Raw genomic sequence first — 19165 nt, forward strand, 5'->3', positions numbered from 1 at the left:
TAAACTATGATTTTAAGAGCAGATAATATTCAAAAAAAATATGGTAGCCGAACGGTTGTTAAAGGAATTTCCCTTCAAGTAGAGCAAGGTGAGATTATTGGATTGCTCGGACCTAATGGTGCAGGTAAAACAACATCATTTTATATGATTGTTGGAATGATACAACCCAATGCTGGAAATATCTATTTAGATGATGAAGATATTACCAAAGCAGCCATGTACAAGCGTGCTCAAAAAGGAATTGGTTATTTAGCTCAAGAAGCTTCAGTATTTAGAAAATTATCAGTTGAAGATAATATCCTTTCTGTTTTACAGTTTTCGAAATTATCGAAAATGGAGCAACGCAAAAAAATGGAATCGCTTATTGAAGAGTTTAGTTTAGGTCACGTTCGCAAGAACCGAGGAGATTTGTTATCAGGTGGTGAGCGAAGAAGAACTGAAATTGCACGTTGCTTAGCTTCAGATCCAAAATTTATATTATTAGACGAACCATTTGCGGGTGTTGATCCTATTGCAGTTGAAGATATTCAAGGAATTGTAGCGCAGTTAAAAAATAGAAATATTGGTATTCTTATCACGGATCACGATGTACAAGCCACACTTTCTATAACAGATAAGACCTATTTAATGTTTGAGGGTGGAATTTTAAAAGAAGGAACTCCGGAAGAATTAGCACAGGATGAAACCGTTAGACGTGTATATTTAGGGAAAGACTTTGAATTGAAACGAAAAAAATTCGATTAATTCGAATTTGCTTTTTTACTATTTTCTAAAAGCGAAAGCAGTACATACAATATTATAATTAACGGAACTGCAACAAATTGTAGGAGCACTATCATAAGTACGGACAATCCGAGAAAGCTATATTTAATTCCATTATTCTTTAACGAATAATCTTTAAATTTTAACGAAAATAGCGGAATGTCGGCATTCATTAAATAACTTCCTATAAGTGTTACGGCAATTAAAAACCATTTGTTTAAAATAATATCATTGATAAAGTCATTCGAACCGTATGACAATATAAATGGCAATGAAATTACAAAAATGGTATTCGCAGGAGTTGGAACTCCTATAAATGAACTCGATTGTCTTGTATCTATATTAAAGTTTGCCAACCTATAAGCTGACGCTAGCGAAATAACAAACCCTAGAAAAGGCAAAAAAGAATACCCTTCTTGTAAAAATATACTTGGCATTAGACTAATACCATCCCAACCTCCAATACTCGTTTTTAATAATTGAAACATTACAATTCCTGGTACTACCCCACTTGTAACAACATCAGCCAAAGAATCTAATTGCTTGCCTAACTCTCCTTGAACTCCCAATAATCTGGCTACAAATCCGTCAAAAAAATCAAAGAAAATACCCAAAAGAACTAGAATACCAGCCGGAATTAAATATCCTTCAACGGCAAAAATTACAGCAATTATACCAGCTAATAAATTTAACAGCGTAAGTAGGTTTGGGATATGTTTTCTCATTTTCTAAGTTTGAGTAAATATATGTATTTTTGAATAAGTATAATGACTCTTTACTCGTATAAATGCCCATACTAAAATCTACTTACAATCCTAAATTCCCTTTCACAAACACGCACTTCAACACTATTTTCAGGACGTTTTTTACGAACCCAAAAGTGAATTACAAAAGGGAACGGCTAGAATTAGCGGATGGAGATTTTATGGATTTAGACTATTCAAAAAATGGTTCAGAGACTATAGTAATTGCCTTACACGGACTAGAAGGCAGTTCAAGTTCTAGATACATTCTAAGTATGGTCGAACATTTGAAACAGCAAAAAATTGATGTAGTAGCGGTAAATTTTAGAGGATGTAGTGGGCATGACAATCGTCTTTTCTCATCGTATCATAGCGGTAAATCTGAAGATCTCGAAGCGGTTATTCATTATATTGAAAAACAGCAACAGTATAAAAACATACTTCTTTTAGGGTATAGCCTTGGAGGAAATATGACCTTAAAATATCTCGGTGAAAAAGGCAGAGATATACCTCCTCAAATAAAATGCGCCATTGCAATCTCTCCACCCTGTGATTTAGCATCGTCCTCAGCAGAGTTGGCTAAAAAATCGAACTATATTTACATGCAACGATTTTTGAAAACCCTAAAATCTAAAACATTGTCTAAATTAGAAACCTATCCAACGTCAATTCTAACCAAAGAAACAATTGAATCTGCTAAGAACTTCTACGACTACGACAACCTTTATACGGCACCAGCACATGGATTTAAAAATGCTGAAGACTATTGGCAAAAAGCAAGCAGTAAACAATTCTTAAATAATATCAGCGTACCTACCTTGCTGATAAGCAGCTATGACGACACATTTTTATCTCATGCTTGTATTCCTTCAGAAATTGCGCAAAATCATGAATTTTTAAACCTTGAAGCAACAAAATTTGGAGGCCATGTTGGCTATAATTCAAAATTGACCAATAAAAACGGAAATTGGCTTGAAAAAAGGATCATTCAGTTTCTTAAAAAGAATACTTCTCAATAATATATCACCTTAATCAATTATTAAAGCATCCAAAAAACACAATAACTTAAGGTAAATAAGGTTAATTAAGTTATAAAATAAGATATTTGCATTGTACAAAATTATTGGCTTGAAAAAATTACTTCTTCTATTTATTTTATGTTTCACAATCACTGGGAACAGTCAACAAACTTCAACCAATTTTATAAGCTTAAGTAATAAAGCCGAAATAAGTGTAATTACATGTGGTCCTGGCGACGAAGTTTATGCTGCTTTCGGCCATTCGGCATTTAGAATTGAAGATAAAAAAAATGGAATAGACCGTGTTTACAATTACGGAACATTTAATTTTAATACACCAAACTTTTACGGAAAATTTGCACAAGGCAACTTATTATACCTTTTAAGCGCCTATGATTTTAATCGATTTGTAGGTTCCTATTATAAAGAAGGAAGATGGGTAAAAGCCCAAGTTCTAGATTTAAAACCAAGTGAAGTACAAGCCTGTTTTGAGTTTTTAGAAAACAATGCATTGCCAGAGAACAGCCCTTATTTGTATGATTATTTTTTCGATAATTGCTCTACGCGTTTATATGATGTAATTGATGAGGTTGTTGGTGAAAAATTAGTAATACCGGAAACCTTCAAAAATTCAAAGGGTACACATCGAAGTTTAATTCAACCTTATTTAGTTGATAAACCATGGGGTGACTTCGGTATAGACATCGCCCTAGGATCTGTAATAGATAGAGCGGTTTCTATGGAAGAATTTCTTTTTTTACCTGAAAATGTTTTCACTTTTTTTGATCAACTAAAAATTAATGAAAACGGTGTTGAAAAGAATATTGTGAAACGAACAGATACAATATTAAAGGCACAGGAAAAGGATTCTAATAGTTCCTTTTTCTCTCCTTTCATTTTATTTTCAGTTTTTTCCATCTTCGTAGTGCTAATAACAGGCAAAGACAAAAGAAAAAAGCAGCGAACTAAATGGTTAGATTTTACGCTATTCTTTGGAATTGGCTTGCTTGGTTTAATGCTTTCATTAATAAGTTTTGCTACAAATCATGCATCAGCGGCGAATAACTTTAATCTATTATGGGCTTTTGCTCCTAATTTATTGGTAAGTTTTGTTCTACTAAAAAAAGAGTTACCCATGTGGATCCATACTTATTGTTTAGGCCTTTTAATTTTAATGGGATTACTTCTTTTGATATGGCTTTTACAAATACAGATTTTTTCAAATGCCGTTATTCCAATACTACTTCTGCTTGGGTACCGCTATTATTATTTATGGAAGTTGAAGCCTAGGAGTTAGGTGATGGTTGATAAACTAAATACATTCTCAACCAACACGTAATTCAAAAAACATTATTGTCCTCTAAAAAACAGAACGGTCGTAATCGTTTTTACAATTATCTTAAAGTCAAGTAAAAGGTTCCGTTCTTTTATGTAATACAAATCATACCTAAGTTTAAGTTCTTGATCTTCTATTGAACTCGCGTAAGGGTGCATAACTTGTGCCCAACCCGTTAAACCCGGCTTAATAACGTGCCTGATGGCGTAAAAAGGTAATTTATTTTGTAAATCCCATACAAATTCAGGTCTTTCGGGTCTTGGACCAATTAAAGACATTTCTCCTTTTAAAATATTTAAAAACTGAGGAACTTCATCCAAACGAGTTAATCGCAAAAACTTACCAAATTTTGTAACTCTAACATCATTTCTCTTAGCCCATTCCGCACCATTCTTCTCTGCGTTTTTAACCATTGTCCTTAATTTAATAATCTCAAATCTTTCTCCCTTTGCTCCTACTCTTATCTGATAATAAAATAAACGTCCTCTATTTCCTAATACATTTCCTATTATAAAAAATGGAAGCATTAGGCTCATGAAAAAAACGCCAATCAATGAAACTACAATGTCAAATATTCGTAAGAAAACCAAATACATTCTATTTTGATGATTGCTACTAAAAGTCATCACGTCATAAAACGGATCGTTAAAACTCATTTCTGGCATCATTGCCGCCTCGCGCTCCTTAAACTTTTTAGCACTGATTATAACCTCTCCTTGTTCAAATAAATGAATGAGTTGCGTGTGTACCTGCTTGTGTTTTTTAGTATCGTAATCTGCTACTACTATCTCAGAAATCACTTTTCCTTCTAAAATTTCTTCAATATTAGCTGTCGCCAGATCATAGCAATCCATAACCATTTCCTCGCAATCTTCCGAAGAGATACAACATGCAACTTGATTGGTAGTTGCTTTTGACTTCACAAAATTCAAAACACGCTTTACTTCTGAAGCATTACCAATTATTAATATCGTTTTAAAGTATTTGGGAGAAAAAACAAATATTATATAAATAATTCTCCACAAAAATAATGGAGAGGAAATAGCCAAAAACAAATACAATATTTGCAATCTATTTAACGGAAGTTCTGGTGAAATATAAGGAGTAAAAACGTATAACGCCGTCGTTAAAAATGCGGTTACTACAATACTTCTAAAAATAGCAAAATAATCATCTGCCACCTTTAAACTATACATTTCAAAAATTTGCGAAAAAATACTGAGGTAAATTATTAATGTTAAAAACCAAGTGAAAATCTGTGAACTCTCTAAATTGAAATAGTAAAAATTTTCAAAACTAGCCGCAAAAACTATTCCCGCTACCACCGCCAAAATATCGAAAATTCGTAAGAAAAATTTTCTTTCAGAGATGGTGAAATTTGATTTTTTAGACACTAAAATAGCTTTAAGTATTGATTACTCAGGTATTCAAAATTATGGTATTTTTTAACATATTGCTTTCCAAGCCTTCCAAACTTATTCAATTCTTCTGTTGATAAGTTAGATAATCTTTGAATTCCATCTACAATAGCCTGTGCTGATTCTGGTGCTACAGTTATACCACAACCCGATAATTCAACAGGATCTTTAATTAAATTAGAAGAAACCAAAACTGGTTTACATGCAAGCATATAGTCAAAGTACTTATTTGATGATACTCCATGATCAAAAAGCGGTGTATTATTTCTTCCAATAAAACAGACATCAAAATTAGATAATAGGGCCTGAACTTGATTTTTCTTCACCTTTGGTAAAAAACTTATATTCTTTTGATTATTGGTTTGAACTAGCAATCCTTCTTTTAAATACCCGTCACCAACCAACACAAAATGTATTCTTTCTTCATGTTGCATTAAAGTACTTGCGGCAACAAAATATTCTAGGGCATTTGCCATTCCCATTGTTCCTGCATAACCAATGATAAATTTATTATTTGGAAATTGAGAAATCATCTCGTTAGAAATAGATTCATGATCCAACAAATCTTCATCAATTCCATTCGGAATCCAATGAAACTTATTTGCATCTTTAGAAATTGCATTAATATAAGTCGCGGCATTGGGTAATAATGAAACAATGGCATCCGATTGTTTATATGCAAACTTTTCAAACCAACCTACAATTTTAATTAATGGATGATTCTTAGAATACCCCAACAAATACATCGGGGTTAATGGCCATAGATCACGGATTTCAGTAATTAATTTCTTTGCCTTAAATTTCCTTCTTAATAAGTATCCATTTAAAATAGGGAAAATGGGCATAGAGGATACAATAATATAATTGGGTCTGCTTAATTTTGAAAAAGGAAGAAAAAATAACCGAAACATAAATACCATATTACTCCAAAATTTTCGAACTCCGCCATCAAAATATGGAGGTGTTTTAACCCAGCAAAACGAGAGTTTTTCATCAATCCTTTCAAGTGTGAAGGGCTTTTTACCAATTTCAGGTTGCGTATGAAATAAATGGTTGTAGGAGCCCGATATAATCATAACATCATATCCTTTTTCAATCCATTTTTGTGCAAAATAATAATGACGTTCTCCCCAACCTGATGTTGGTTTACCGGCGGTTTGATTTAAGACCCAAATTGTTTTTTTACTCATACTAATTCGATAATTCTGAAATAACGGCTCTTATTTTACCATTCTTATTTTTTGGAATTTCTTCCACGTAATTAAAGTACACTTTTACTTTCCCAAGTTGATTTTGAACCCGCTCTTCCATTTCGCTTTCATCATTTGTACTAAATTGGGTGTTCACCATTAGATTCAAATGGATTTCATCTATTTTCTTTTGAACCAATTGTCCCGCAACAAGACCATTTATATCAATAAATACCGAATGAAAACGAACCATTCTACGTCCATCATTAGTTAGTACAACATCTTCTATTCTACCATCAATAGATTCAATTATTGGCATTTCAATTCCAGATTTTGTTTTTTGGTTCTTCGCTTTAGTTACCCTATCTCCAATTCTATACCTTATCAATGGTTGATCAAAATTTAACAAACCGGTTGCAATTACCTCGCCTGATTCTCCGTCATTAACTTCATTTCCCTCCGAGTCTAAGACTTCCATTATACCCGTATCAGGGCTAAATAGTAATTCGCCATCCATATTTTCAGAAATCAATCCACAGGCCTCTACCCCACTATAAGCATCAAACACCTTACATTGAAAGGCCTTTTCAATTTCTAACCTCATTTGACGCGTCAATTTCTCACTCGATGTTAATACGCCCTTTAATTTTGGTGCATCTAATTTTAATTTATTGATGTTTTCTGCCAAAAAGTAAATGCTCATGGCATACCCTACAAGGTATTCCACTTTATGCTTTACCAAGCCATCGATATAATCTGGTGTGTTCTTTTCGTTGATATAATAGGTTGAAAAATAGGTTTGATTTTCTATTCTATTAAATCTGTAAAATGGTTTTTTTGGTCTATTCGGATTTAATATTCTTCTTCCACCAATCATACCTCGAGCCAAAGATGAGTTTACACCTGCCCAATTTCTTAATCGTGATTCATAAGCCGCATTCCATTTTTGATGCATTCGTTTTGACAAATAAATACTAACTGGAGTTCCTGTACTTCCACTACTTGCAACATAGGTCCCTTTCTCTTTTTTTTGAGACAATAAAGTAGATTTTCCGAATTTTCTAAGATCCTCTTTTTCTAAATAGGGCAATTTGTTTAAATCTTTTAATTCAAATCGCTCAAAATCTTCTAAGCTAAATCCATGTCCTTTATATAATTCATAATAAAATGGAACAGTTGTAAAAGCATGTATCAATAATTTTCTCAACTCTTGCGTCTGATATTCATCCCATTGCTGTTTAGAAAAATGTTCTCTTGACTTGAACTCTTTTAAATATTTTTTAAAATTTCCACCAAGCCTTCTTCGCTTCCAATAAATTCCATAAGCAGATACCAATAAATTTTGGACAAATAGAGGGCTGCTGTCATATAATGTATCAACCAATCCCTTTTTTTGTGGTTTTTCATTTAATAATTTGATCCAAGCCTGTCTAACAACATTCCAATCAAATTGTTCTACTTTACAACGCGCATTTTTTACAACAGGCTCAATTGCAATCTGGTTCGAAACAATCTCTACAATTTTATCAGCCATGGCCACACTATCATTATTTGGAACTAAAAATGCATCTTTTCCATCCTCTAACAAATAAGGAATACCTCCCACATTTGTAGAAATTACAGGAATTCCCATTGCCATGGCCTCCATTACACTTACAGGGGTATTATCGATTGTTGTGGTATTGATAAATATGTCATACTCTTCAGAAACTTTGTGCCAATCACTTTTAGATAAAACCCCTGTATATTTAATACTGTCTACCAAACCTAATTCACGAGCTAATTGTTTCGTTTGTTCAAATGAGTCATCCATTGGTGGGCCTATCATACAAAGTGATGCCTTCGGAAACTTTTTTTGAACCTTATGGAGCACTCGTACCGCCATGGTTGGATTGTATATTTGATGAAATGCCCGAACATATAAAATTTTAGGTTGAAATTCCTTTCTATTTTTAAATGGATATATACTAATATCAATTACATTAGGAATAACCTCTGCCGAGTACCCATATTGGTTAAGTGCGGCTTTTAAATAACCTGACGGTGCTATATTCTTATAAGAGTATAGAAATAATAATTTTGAAAAATATGGATTTTCCTTAAGTTTTAAAGGTAAATTTCCTCCACGTAACACAGGTACATAAGGTAAACCTAAAAGTCTCGCCCATTGAGATATAAAAACGGCTGAATAAAAATTTGACGTACCAAATGTATCAATTATTACAAAAGAAGTTCTACTACGATTTTTTAAGAGCGTCCACAGCATATCCACTACCCTTTTGAATTTATTTAAATATTTGGAAGAGATTATAATAGCAAACCCTTCTGTTTTCAATAAGTCCGTTAAGGTTTTTAATTGAGGGGTATATTTGGTTTTATGCGTAATATTATTACCTATGTAAATTACTTTTTTTTTCAAGGATTAATTCTTTCTAAAATAATTGTTTTCTTATTTGAAATAGTCATTAATGATAGGCCATACAAAAACGCAGGCATAGCAAGCCTCATAGCAGAATGGTTGATGGTTAAAAACCAGAAGATCAGAAAAGCACTTAAATAGGCTCTATCTTCTAGCGGCTGTTTATACATATTAAGCAATGGTACTACTAATAGCAGAAAAATGATGAAAAGTCCTATTAAACCATGTTCGCCCAATAGTCTACTCATTTCGTTATGTGAAGCCACTCGATAACCTAGCTCATCAATTCGCTTATATTTTCCTGTTCCTACACCCATTCCAAAAAATGGATTTTCAAAAAAACCTTCCAATTCATTTTTAAAAATTGTGACTCTGCCTGCCGAAATATCTGTTTTTGCAACACCTCTTGCATTCTTATTGGTATATCTATTTAGTAGCATTCCACCCGTCACATTTGAGGTATATAAAAAGAGTGGAATAGCTGCTCCTAATAATAATATAAAATACTTTAAAACATGGTAAATCGTATTTTTTCTACTTAATAAATAAAATACAGCAAAAACTGTGATGGCAAAAACTCCAGTTATTAGTCCACCTCTAGAAAGGGTAACTAACCCTCTATAACTTATATAAATCAAAATAATAACATCCAATATCAAAAATCCTGAAAACTTTTTAGATACTAAAAGATAAATTGAAAAAATGAATACTCCAATTCCTAATATCGAAGCTACTTGATTTGGTCCATACCCTCCCGATGCTGCTCTGTTAGAGACTCCTCCAAAAACAATTTCTTGTAAGTCTGGTGTTTTAAAAAAAATGTAAGCCACCATAGAAATAATGGGTAAACCCATATATTTTAAAATGTTTAACATCGTTGCCTTAGAAATTTTTCGATGGTACATATACAACCCACAAATCCCTAACAAAATTGGACCAGAAAGATTAAAAACTATATTGGTTCGTATAGACTCAGGATAAGGAATATCTGAGAAAGTTATGCCAATTAATAATAGTAAAATATAAATAATATAAACTGGAGAAACTCCATGACGTTTCTTTTCAACTATCAAACCAGTTATTAAAAAAATTAGCACCATGTATTTTGGAAATTCATAAAACAACAACCCTTTAGACATTCGAAACAATACTTCAGAACCTACAACATATGCCGACCATAAAACGGCCTCTTGGTTTTTATTCTTCGTAATTATTATGGACGTAAAAGCTATTACAAATAAAGTAATATTCAATGTCTTCGAAATTGTTCTATTAAGCAATAGAATTCCCAAAGCCATATGTAAGGCTACCAAAAGTAAATTTATGTTAAGTAGATACTTTTTAGATGTCATAAATTACCTTTTCGACTAATTGATCATTATAATATTGATATGTAAATTTTTGTACCTGTACGTAATTGCTTAAAATCATTTTTTTGCATATTGCATGATCTAAATTGATAACATATTCCAATAACTCAGTTAATTTATCTACAGTATTTGGCGCTATCAAAAAACCATTTTTCATATTCGTAATATATTGACTTATACAAGAAACATCTGAAACTATTGGAATGCAACCATAATTCATTGCCTCTCCAATAACTTTAGGAAACCCTTCATTATCTGAAGGTAGCACTATAAATTGACAATTCTTATAAATTTCAATAATTTCATCCTTATTTAAAAACCCCGTAAAATTAATGGTACATTTTACATCTTTTAAACCGAATTTATACTTTTGAATTTGATTCCCTCCACCCACAAAATAAAATGTATCAATATACTTGCAATCTATACCATTCAATACTTCAATAATTTTATCAACACCCTTTTTTTCGTTTAAAGCCCCTACAAAACAAAAATTCACCTTTTTTGAATCCCATTTTTTTTCTTCAATAACTTTTTTTCCTTTTACTCTATCTTCTTCAGTTAAGCAAGGGTTTTCAAAAGAAATACAATGTCTATGCTGATTATTCCATGCACCATTTATGGTAACTTTTCTTCTTTGATTTTTTAAGAACCAGCGCTGAAAAGCAAATCCAAAAGCTGGATTTATTTCCTTCCAATTCCCTGCATATTTAAACCATCCTTTTTTTGAACAAAAAAAAGTAAGATACGGAATTAAGTATACTCCCATTCCTGTTGGTGCTCTAAATTGAAAAACATCTACTTTTTTAAAAACTTGATTTACTTTTGATATTACTTCAGGTATTTGCCAAATAATATCCAATTTATCTTTTAAATTTTTACCTCCTACTCTATTAATGGGAACAAATACAACTTTTTCATTGATATATGGAATTGAACTAGTTGGTATTTCTGTCTCAACTAAAGCCGCAATATGGTAAATCTCTTCAAAAATAGTAGTCAAGTGATTAATTTCAGTAACAGTAGCCCCCCAGCCTTCAATGGTTCCATCAGGTCTTTTATAATGTTGTGTATGTGATATTATGGCTAATTTCAAGACTCTATCAACTTTATATATTTGTTAATTATATAATGCCAATCATGTTCTAAAGCCCAAATTCTTGCTTCCTGGGCATACAAATTATGGTCTTGCTTAATCATTTTTACTGCTTCTAATAGTTGATTTGCATCTTTAGGATCTATCAATAGCCCTGACTTATAATTTAAAATAGACGATTCAATTCCACTGTTTATTGAACCAATTGCAGGAATGCCCAATGCATTTGCTTCTAATATTGCAATTCCAAATCCTTCTATTTCTCCATCAGATGATTCTTCACTTAACATTACAAATATATCACTATCCTCTAATAATTGAATTAATCTCTTTTGGGAAACCACTCCATAGATTGCTATTTGCTTTTCAACCCCTAACTTTTTTGCTTGAGCCAATAATCGATCTCTATCTGATGGAATACCGACAATATGATAACTAATATCTGGATATTGCTTCTTTAAAGAAGGCAAAGCATTTATTACATTATGCTGCCCTTTTCGTTGACTTAAGGCACCTACTGTTATCAATTGTAATTCTTTTGAATTCTTTCTTTTATATGTAAACTTAAAATCCTTTATTTCAATTCCATTTGGAATTATTGTAACTTCTTTATTTATGTTTGAAATCAGTTTCTTTGTATAAGCCGAAACCGCTATAATTTTATCAAATTTTTTAAGTGCTTTATTTGTAAATGAGCGATGAAATTTATTCTTTAGATTCACCTCTGAACCATGAACAATTCCTAAGATTTCTTTTTTATGAAAAAAAATAGTTAGACCCACCAACCAAAGTGAAAATCTACCTGATGCCACTATTTTATCTGGTTTTTCACGCTGGAAAGTTCTAAAAAAATACAAGATTCTTTTAAAATATGTTAAGAACCCTAGTTTGGATCTATTGATACGGATGGTTTTAAATATTTGCCTTGTATCAAAAGACATTTCTTCGGCAATACTCTCTTTTGATCTATTATTTGTATAAACCACAACTTCTTTTCCTTGTTCCGTTAATTTTTTTGACAAGTTGTAGGCATGATTTCCAATCCCACCGGGTTGAGGAGGGAATTCAGAACTGACAATCAATATTTTTTTAGAGTCTTTCAATTCGAGGACCTTCTTTTAATTTTTCACTAGATAAACTCCAGGAACGAACTACTTGAATACCAATCAGCGGTAATACTAACACGGAAATAAAAACGCCAACCAACAACATTTTTTTATTTCGCTTAAAGCGATACGGCATAATCGAAGGTGGAATTGATTTTAACAAGGCATAAATAGAAAGTTTCGCTCCAAAATACTTCCTATACAAATACAGAACACTTGGAACTGGCCTAGGAGCAAACCACTTGGAAGGTCTAAAAGCATCCCAAGAACCCAACTCTCTCAAACCTCCTGTAGGTGCTTTAACATCAACACAAGACGCAAAAGGATTAGAAACACTTTTCATATTTTCCAAATAGCACCGTAAACCGAACTCACCATCGCCCATTCGCTGACCTTCAAATTGTCGATCAAATAAACCTACTTTTTCAAATACCTTCTTACTTAATAACGCATTCCCAGTGGCAAATTGCTTTGCTGCTGCATAAAAAGATCTATTTTTAGGAATACTTCCACCTTCAGGATAAAATACTCCTGCTGAGATATCAGCTTCAAAAGCATCAATACACTTCAAATGCTCTTCAATCCAATTTTCATTAATTCGTACATCATCCTCAGACAGGGCAATAAAACTCCCCTGTGCTTCTCGAATGGCCGTATTTCTAGCTAACCATAAAGCTTTTTCTTGTTGTCTAATTAAATTTATGTTTAAATCAAACATGTTATAAAACTCAGGATTATAATCATCAGATTGATCAACAACTACTATTTCAAATTCATTATAGGTTTGTTTTTCAAAATCTCTTAGCACTTTTTCCAAATGGTTATATCTATTTAAAGTAGGAATAACCACAGTCACCAAAGGTCTCGATTTTATCAACTTAGAATCATACGCTTTCAAATCTCCCTTATTTACCAGTGGGTTTTCATTAGTATACTTATCAAACTTCTTTGAATTAGAAAATGCTCTAAACTCTTTGAATGGATTATGAAAAGTAGCAATCCTAATCAATAAACAATATATTACCCATACACTTTGAAAATACTTTCTTACAAACCGATATTCATCTTCCAAAGGCAAATCTGGAAATGAATTCAAACGTTCCGTGTTTTCTAAATATCCTTTATTAATCACTTGCCAAGAAAGATCTAACTCCTTTGCTGCACTAGTAGAGTACGATTCATCCATATCTAAATCCCCTATAATATCTTTAGAAATATTTGAGACTTTTGGGTATTCAAACCAACCATTATACTTCTTTAGATTAAAATAATTTGTTGGTTGTACGTATTTTAAAAACTGAAAAATCATTCGGTATAAAATGTTACAAACTCTTGTTGCTGCTTTTTTAAATTAAACTCTTTCTTAACTCTATCCATGGCAAAATCAGTTATCTTTTTCTTTAAGTTTTTTTCCAATTCAATAATTTCTGCAATTTTAGTTGCTAATTTTTCTGGGCTTCGTTTTGGCACAACCCAACCACTTTTATTATGCAGCACATTCTCTGACAATCCCTCTGCATCCGAAACGACGCATAATAAGCCCATTGCTTGGGCTTCTATAACAGCATTACAAAATCCTTCCGAAATACTGTATTGTACATAAATATCATGAGCAACTAATAACTCCTTAATAGTGCTATGAGGCACTTTTCCTATAAGTTGAACTTCTTTTTCCAATCCCAATTGATAGCGGATATACATTAACTTTTCATATTCAGTTCCTTCACCAATAATTGTATATTGAAAATCAATTCCTTTATCCTTTAGTAATTTTAAGGCTTGTAGTGTATAAGTCAAGCCCTTCTTCCAATGCAAACGTGCTACGGTCATTATTTTAATCGTGTCACTACTCTTTTGATGGTCTGCATCTGCTCTATTAAAATTATTGACATCAATGGCTGGTGTAATTTTTTGAAATGGAATTTCACTATTCAACCCATTAGTTAAGGCCAATTGATATAAATCATTGGAAATGGTATGCACCTTATCCACCTGCTCCCATAAAACCTTATAACAATTGGGATACTTGATAGGATATATAGCCATATCAAACCCACGAAAACTCACCGCCATTTTTGCTTTGATAGCTTTGGCAACATGTTCCTTCCCTAATGCCATGGTAGCAAATCCAAAATGTAACCAATCTAATTTTTTTGTGAGTATATGCATGTTTACATATACCTTTTTAATAACTCCAATCCAACCAGTTCCATACACCCGTTCAGTTTGCATAAACCTAAGACAAACTTGAAAGTGGCGTATAAAAAGTAAAAACACTTTTAAAACGTAATACAGTTGCTTAACAATGTTTCGCCTATAAATTGGTAATGCTGTATTAACTGTACATAAATCAAAGGCTTCTTCTCCAGATTGCACAAATAAAATGACTTCATGACCATGCCGCTGTAACCCCTTGATCTTAGAAACAAAAAAGGTCTCCGAATAACTGGGTGGTTTTGAAAGTACAATACCTATTTTCATCGAACAGATTGAATATAAAGTTCTTCGTGTCTTTTAACACACTTATCAATTGTAAAGTTTTCTAAAACCACCTCACGCATTTTCATCTGTAATAATTCCTTTTCTTTTTTTGGCAATTGCCTAATCATTAAAATCTTTTCTTTCAACTCAACTGTATTTGATGGCTTAAATAAATGCTCAGAAAAAGAGGCTAATATATCCTTTATACCTGAAATATCAGACCCTATAACTATGCGCTCTGAAGACATCGCTTCCAATGGAGCCATTGGCATTCCCTCTTTTCTTCCTTCATTCTTTGTAGGAATCACAAAAACATCTGCAATCGTCAAGTAAGGACGAATATCGTTTTGTTTTCCAACAAAATAGGTAAATTCATTTTCAAAAGTTGATTTCAACTCAATACCATAGTCGTTTTCATTTTCTCCTATTATTATCACTTTTATACTGGAATCTTCCAATTCTTTAACGGCTTGTAACAAAATCTCTACGCCTTTAACTGGAACTAAATTTGCTATTGAAACAACTACAAAATCATCTTTCTCAATATGGATAGCATTAATATTTTCTTTTAACCTTTCTTCTGGCTTATAAAATTCCGTATCTACACCTAAAGGCATATAGAATGATTTTTCCGTCATATGAAGAAAAAACTGACTCTCCATATCCCTATTGATATAAATGATACCATTGCTAAATTTTGAACGTAATTTCCATAATTTATTCCCCCAACTCATAGCCTTTTTGGTATAGATATAAAACACACCTGCCAATCGTGCGGCTAGTGGCTCCGAAAAATCCGAACTCCAGTGCCATGAATGCACTATATCGAAGTTATGTTTTTTAAAAAAACGCACAATCTTCAACAATCGAAAAGGAAACGACCAAAATGGTCTATATGCAACCGTAAACCGAACAATATGAATGGGAACTTGTAGGTTTTCAACTTCTTTAAAAAAAGCCCCTCTAGTATGAAAGCAAGCAATATGCGGTTCAAATAAATTCTTATCCAATTTACTAACCAAATCATACACCACCTTCCCACTACCCGCAGTATCAAAGTTAGGAATGGTATATAATATTTTGACCTTTTTTTTGCTCATAAATCGAACTTAAAAATACTTGAAATTCCCTTTTTAACAATGCTATGTATAAATACTTATTCACAATGTTATTGGAAACTTAATGACCGATTTGATCATCTAGAATTTGAAACTTGTAATTTGAGATTTACACTTATTTTCAGATAGATTCTTCACTCCACTGCGTTTCGTTCAGAATGACATCATATGAAACAAACATGGACTTAAAATGGAAGCGATTTAACTTTGTTGAACCTTCGGTTGCTCGTCGACCATAATGGTCTCTTTCGAAATGACTGTATAAAGGTAAAAGTATACTTATAATATCTAACTTCTGTCTATCGTCTTCACGCAACCAACTCAACACAACAATACTAAATATTTAACACTCATCTTCCTTCACCCACTTCTCACTTCTCGCTTCTCGCTTCTAACATAGTACTTCCTCCATCCGTCTCCCGTCTTCCGTCAACTGCCAAACTTCTTATTAAAAACCGCCAAAGTCAACAACATATTCACTGAATGCGAATACCAAACAGCATCTTTCATCTTAAAATTAGTATAAAACTCTTGAATCACCTCTTTAGAAACTAACTTATCAAAACCCGATTCAAACAACCAACCTTGTAATTGCTGATCATTTTCCTTTCCTAAAAACTGTAACTCCCAATTTCTAGCAACATGTGGTCTTCCCACCACTGCTCTTAATTCTCGTTCGATTTTACTAATTACCCGATAAGGCAAATTATAAGGCGTTCTATTCCAATGATAATTATTTAAATTAAATGGCTTTTGCTGATGCCAAGTAATATTAGCTACCTTTTTTGATTTACGCTGTATATAAGCAATTTGTAATTTTCGATCTTTTAGATATTCTTCTGGTATAGTGCAAATAAATTCACACATCCTATTATCATAGTATGGCAATGTGATTGGCGCTACACTTTCAAACACGCCTAAATTCACAGAAGTCCATCGCGGTGCCCAATAGAGTGACTTAAAGGCGCGTAATTTGGCACTCGTATTATCTATATCAATATTGGATAACAACCCTTTGATTCGCTCCATAAAATAAGATTCAAAATCACCATCTAACCCCCAAGATTCCCATAGACGTGTTGCCAATTCCATACCTCCTTTTTTAACCACCTTTTTCAACACCCAATTCAATTCCTCTTCAGTCGTCCATTGCACATCTTCACCCATTCCATCAAACAATACATCCCCCCAATGTCCAAGGGAGAATACTTCGCCAATTTCAGCATATTGATCCACAAAGGCCATTTGCCTTGGATTACAAAAATCAGAATAACATTGATTGATTTCCGCCAAGTCTTCAATAGCATCCCATAAATACCCCTTAGGAACCTCCATAGATGTAAATGGAACTCCTAACGCATTTGCTATCCTTTTTGAAATACGACTCTCAGGATACCCATTTTTAAATGAATAACTATAGGTTTGTAAATGGGAATGTTTTGCCAATGCCACTGCTTGCGTTCTGCTATCTAATCCTCCTGATAAAGGTAATATAACCTTTTTCCCTTTGGTTTGCTCACTAATAATAGTTTCAAAAAGATGTTCAAATTCATCCAAGGCCTGTTCAAAAGAAATGATTCTTGGATTATAATGCCATTGAAAATAAGGTGTTTTATTTTTAACTTGTCCCTGCGAGTCAAACTCATAATCTGTAGCAGGTTTTAATACTTTTTGATGTTTCCAAAAGGTGTCATCTTCTAAAAAGAAACCTGTAGCAGCATAACAACAGATAGCCTTTAAATCCAATCCTCGACTTGTTTGGACCTTATAATAATGTTGCTTCTCAGGAATAATCCCTGTCTTTATATAAGTACTTCCTTTCATTTTCTAGATTGCATTATATGATGATACATCTCTAAAAAAAGTGCACCATTTTTAACAGCATCAAATTTTTCTAAGACTAACTTACGAGCATTAGAAATCATAACTCGTTTAATCTTATCTGAAACATTTAAATAACTTCTTAAACTTTTTGCTATCTCCTCTGAATCAAGTGTTGGTACAATCCACCCTGTCTCGAGAGAAATTACAACCTCTTCCATTCCTCCACAATCCGTACTAATAACAGGGAGCCCCATTGCCATTGCTTCTAAAACAACATTAGCAATCCCTTCCTCATAACTTGGCAATAAGAGCACATCACTGTTTTTCATAGATTGAAACACTTCTTGTTGTGGCAAACTGATTTTAAATTGTACTTCTTTCAACAACCCTAACTCATGACGTTGAACTAGTAATTCTTCTAGCACGATTCCACCTGCGATAATAGTATATGTAAAAGACACCCCTTCATCCTTTAGTAGTTTACAAGCATCTAATGCAGTTGTAAAGCCCTTTTTCCAATGGTGCCTCCCCACTGAAAGTATATTAATATGTTTCGAATCCTTTTCTTTAGGTAATGTAAACAAATCAAATGTGTTTTCTGGTAATAAAGAATGTATTACATGTATCTTTTCTTGACCTATAACATATTTTTGCACTTCTTTAGCAATAGCTTCCGATACAGCATGAAAAGCATCAACTTTAGGAAAAATTCGTTCATATGAATTAGCTAAGGTTTTATTGGCAATCGGTGAATAATTGATATGCGCCCCTCGCAAACTAACAACAACTTTTACACCTAATGCTTGTAAAAACAACCATTGCTCTGTTTCCTTTGCCCATTGTATGTGAAATATATCAGGTAGATATAACAAAATGGGGGTTATCTTAAACCAAGCCTGTCGCTTTTTATAAATCGATCCCTGTTTTCGGATCTGAGTAAATAAGGTCTTCAACCGCTTCGGGAAACGAATAGCTAATAATAAGGTTCGTATACTCGTTAATAAAATATTTTGAAAAGTAGATGTCCCATAAGCATATTCTCGAATAACACTTTCTCTCTCCTTCTCTAATGTCTCATTAACCTCACCTGAGTGTTTCCCTTTTGAAAATACCGATTTGGAATTTGTTTTTTGGAGTTTGTTTTTTGGAACTTGATATTTTTTAGTTTTTCTCCCAAATAACAATACCTGATGATGCTGTGATACACTCGAAATCAATTGTTCAATAAAGGTGGTACTCGGGATATTCCCCGAATATATTGCTATTTTTAACTTCTTAGCCAT

Annotated in this window: 15 protein-coding genes; 3 read left to right on the forward strand and 12 right to left on the reverse strand. The window is 32.8% G+C overall.

Annotated elements, in window-relative coordinates:
* Positions 1 to 6: 6 nt before the first annotated feature.
* The gene (gene lptB / locus RM519_RS03230; RefSeq protein ID WP_311592098.1) at positions 7 to 744 is read left to right on the forward strand and encodes an LPS export ABC transporter ATP-binding protein; all 738 of its coding nucleotides are present in this window, start codon (positions 7 to 9) and stop codon (positions 742 to 744) included.
* Here the strand turns inward: lptB and RM519_RS03235 are convergent.
* The gene (locus tag RM519_RS03235) at positions 741 to 1487 is read right to left on the reverse strand and encodes a CDP-alcohol phosphatidyltransferase family protein (RefSeq protein WP_311592099.1); all 747 of its coding nucleotides are present in this window, start codon (positions 1485 to 1487) and stop codon (positions 741 to 743) included. The two genes, lptB and RM519_RS03235, sit on opposite strands and share 4 nt — an antisense overlap.
* Positions 1488 to 1642: 155 nt before the next feature.
* Here RM519_RS03235 and RM519_RS03240 point away from each other — a divergent pair, with 155 nt between their 5' ends.
* Together RM519_RS03240 and RM519_RS03245 are read left to right on the forward strand one after the other, a co-directional pair.
* Positions 1643 to 2524, forward strand: coding sequence for a YheT family hydrolase (locus RM519_RS03240; protein WP_311592101.1), 882 nt, complete (start codon positions 1643 to 1645; stop codon positions 2522 to 2524).
* 109 nt (positions 2525 to 2633) lie between these two features.
* Positions 2634 to 3821 carry an Lnb N-terminal periplasmic domain-containing protein gene (locus RM519_RS03245; protein ID WP_311592102.1) on the forward strand — a complete coding sequence of 396 codons (1188 nt, stop codon included), beginning with the start codon at positions 2634 to 2636 and terminating at the stop codon, positions 3819 to 3821.
* Positions 3822 to 3874: 53 nt separating this feature from the next.
* Here RM519_RS03245 and RM519_RS03250 read toward each other — a convergent pair whose 3' ends face one another.
* The 11 genes from RM519_RS03250 to RM519_RS03300 all read right to left on the reverse strand — a co-directional run bounded on the left by RM519_RS03250 (position 3875) and on the right by RM519_RS03300 (position 19165).
* A complete protein-coding gene (locus RM519_RS03250; RefSeq protein WP_311592103.1) occupies positions 3875 to 5254 on the reverse strand; it encodes an exopolysaccharide biosynthesis polyprenyl glycosylphosphotransferase in 1380 nt (459 codons plus the stop codon).
* A complete protein-coding gene (locus RM519_RS03255; protein ID WP_311592105.1) occupies positions 5254 to 6468 on the reverse strand; it encodes a glycosyltransferase family 4 protein in 1215 nt (404 codons plus the stop codon). The genes RM519_RS03250 and RM519_RS03255 overlap by 1 nt, the downstream gene beginning before the upstream one ends.
* 1 nt (position 6469) lies before the next feature.
* Positions 6470 to 8887, reverse strand: coding sequence for a glycosyltransferase (locus RM519_RS03260; protein ID WP_311592107.1), 2418 nt, complete (start codon positions 8885 to 8887; stop codon positions 6470 to 6472).
* Positions 8884 to 10239 carry an O-antigen ligase family protein gene (locus RM519_RS03265; protein ID WP_311592108.1) on the reverse strand — a complete coding sequence of 452 codons (1356 nt, stop codon included), beginning with the start codon at positions 10237 to 10239 and terminating at the stop codon, positions 8884 to 8886. Before RM519_RS03265 ends, RM519_RS03260 begins: the two co-directional genes overlap by 4 nt.
* A complete protein-coding gene (locus RM519_RS03270) occupies positions 10229 to 11353 on the reverse strand; it encodes a glycosyltransferase (protein ID WP_311592110.1) in 1125 nt (374 codons plus the stop codon). The genes RM519_RS03265 and RM519_RS03270 overlap by 11 nt, the downstream gene beginning before the upstream one ends.
* Positions 11350 to 12456, reverse strand: coding sequence for a glycosyltransferase family 4 protein (locus RM519_RS03275; protein ID WP_311592111.1), 1107 nt, complete (start codon positions 12454 to 12456; stop codon positions 11350 to 11352). The genes RM519_RS03270 and RM519_RS03275 overlap by 4 nt, the downstream gene beginning before the upstream one ends.
* On the reverse strand, positions 12443 to 13768 hold the full coding sequence (locus tag RM519_RS03280) for a glycosyltransferase family 2 protein (RefSeq protein WP_311592112.1): 1326 nt from the start codon (positions 13766 to 13768) through the stop codon (positions 12443 to 12445). The genes RM519_RS03275 and RM519_RS03280 overlap by 14 nt, the downstream gene beginning before the upstream one ends.
* Positions 13765 to 14940 (reverse strand): glycosyltransferase family 4 protein, encoded by a 1176-nt coding sequence (locus tag RM519_RS03285; protein ID WP_311592113.1) that lies wholly within the window; start codon positions 14938 to 14940, stop codon positions 13765 to 13767. Before RM519_RS03285 ends, RM519_RS03280 begins: the two co-directional genes overlap by 4 nt.
* Complete coding sequence (locus RM519_RS03290) at positions 14937 to 16040, reverse strand: glycosyltransferase (RefSeq protein ID WP_311592114.1); 1104 nt, start codon at positions 16038 to 16040, stop codon at positions 14937 to 14939. The genes RM519_RS03285 and RM519_RS03290 overlap by 4 nt, the downstream gene beginning before the upstream one ends.
* A 447-nt stretch (positions 16041 to 16487) precedes the next feature.
* Complete coding sequence (locus RM519_RS03295) at positions 16488 to 17882, reverse strand: asparagine synthase-related protein (RefSeq protein WP_311592115.1); 1395 nt, start codon at positions 17880 to 17882, stop codon at positions 16488 to 16490.
* Entirely contained in the window at positions 17879 to 19165 is a 1287-nt protein-coding gene (locus RM519_RS03300; RefSeq protein WP_311592116.1) for a glycosyltransferase, read from the reverse strand. The genes RM519_RS03295 and RM519_RS03300 overlap by 4 nt, the downstream gene beginning before the upstream one ends.

This window comes from Urechidicola vernalis, assembly GCF_031846385.1.
GTDB lineage: Bacteria > Bacteroidota > Bacteroidia > Flavobacteriales > Flavobacteriaceae > Urechidicola > Urechidicola vernalis.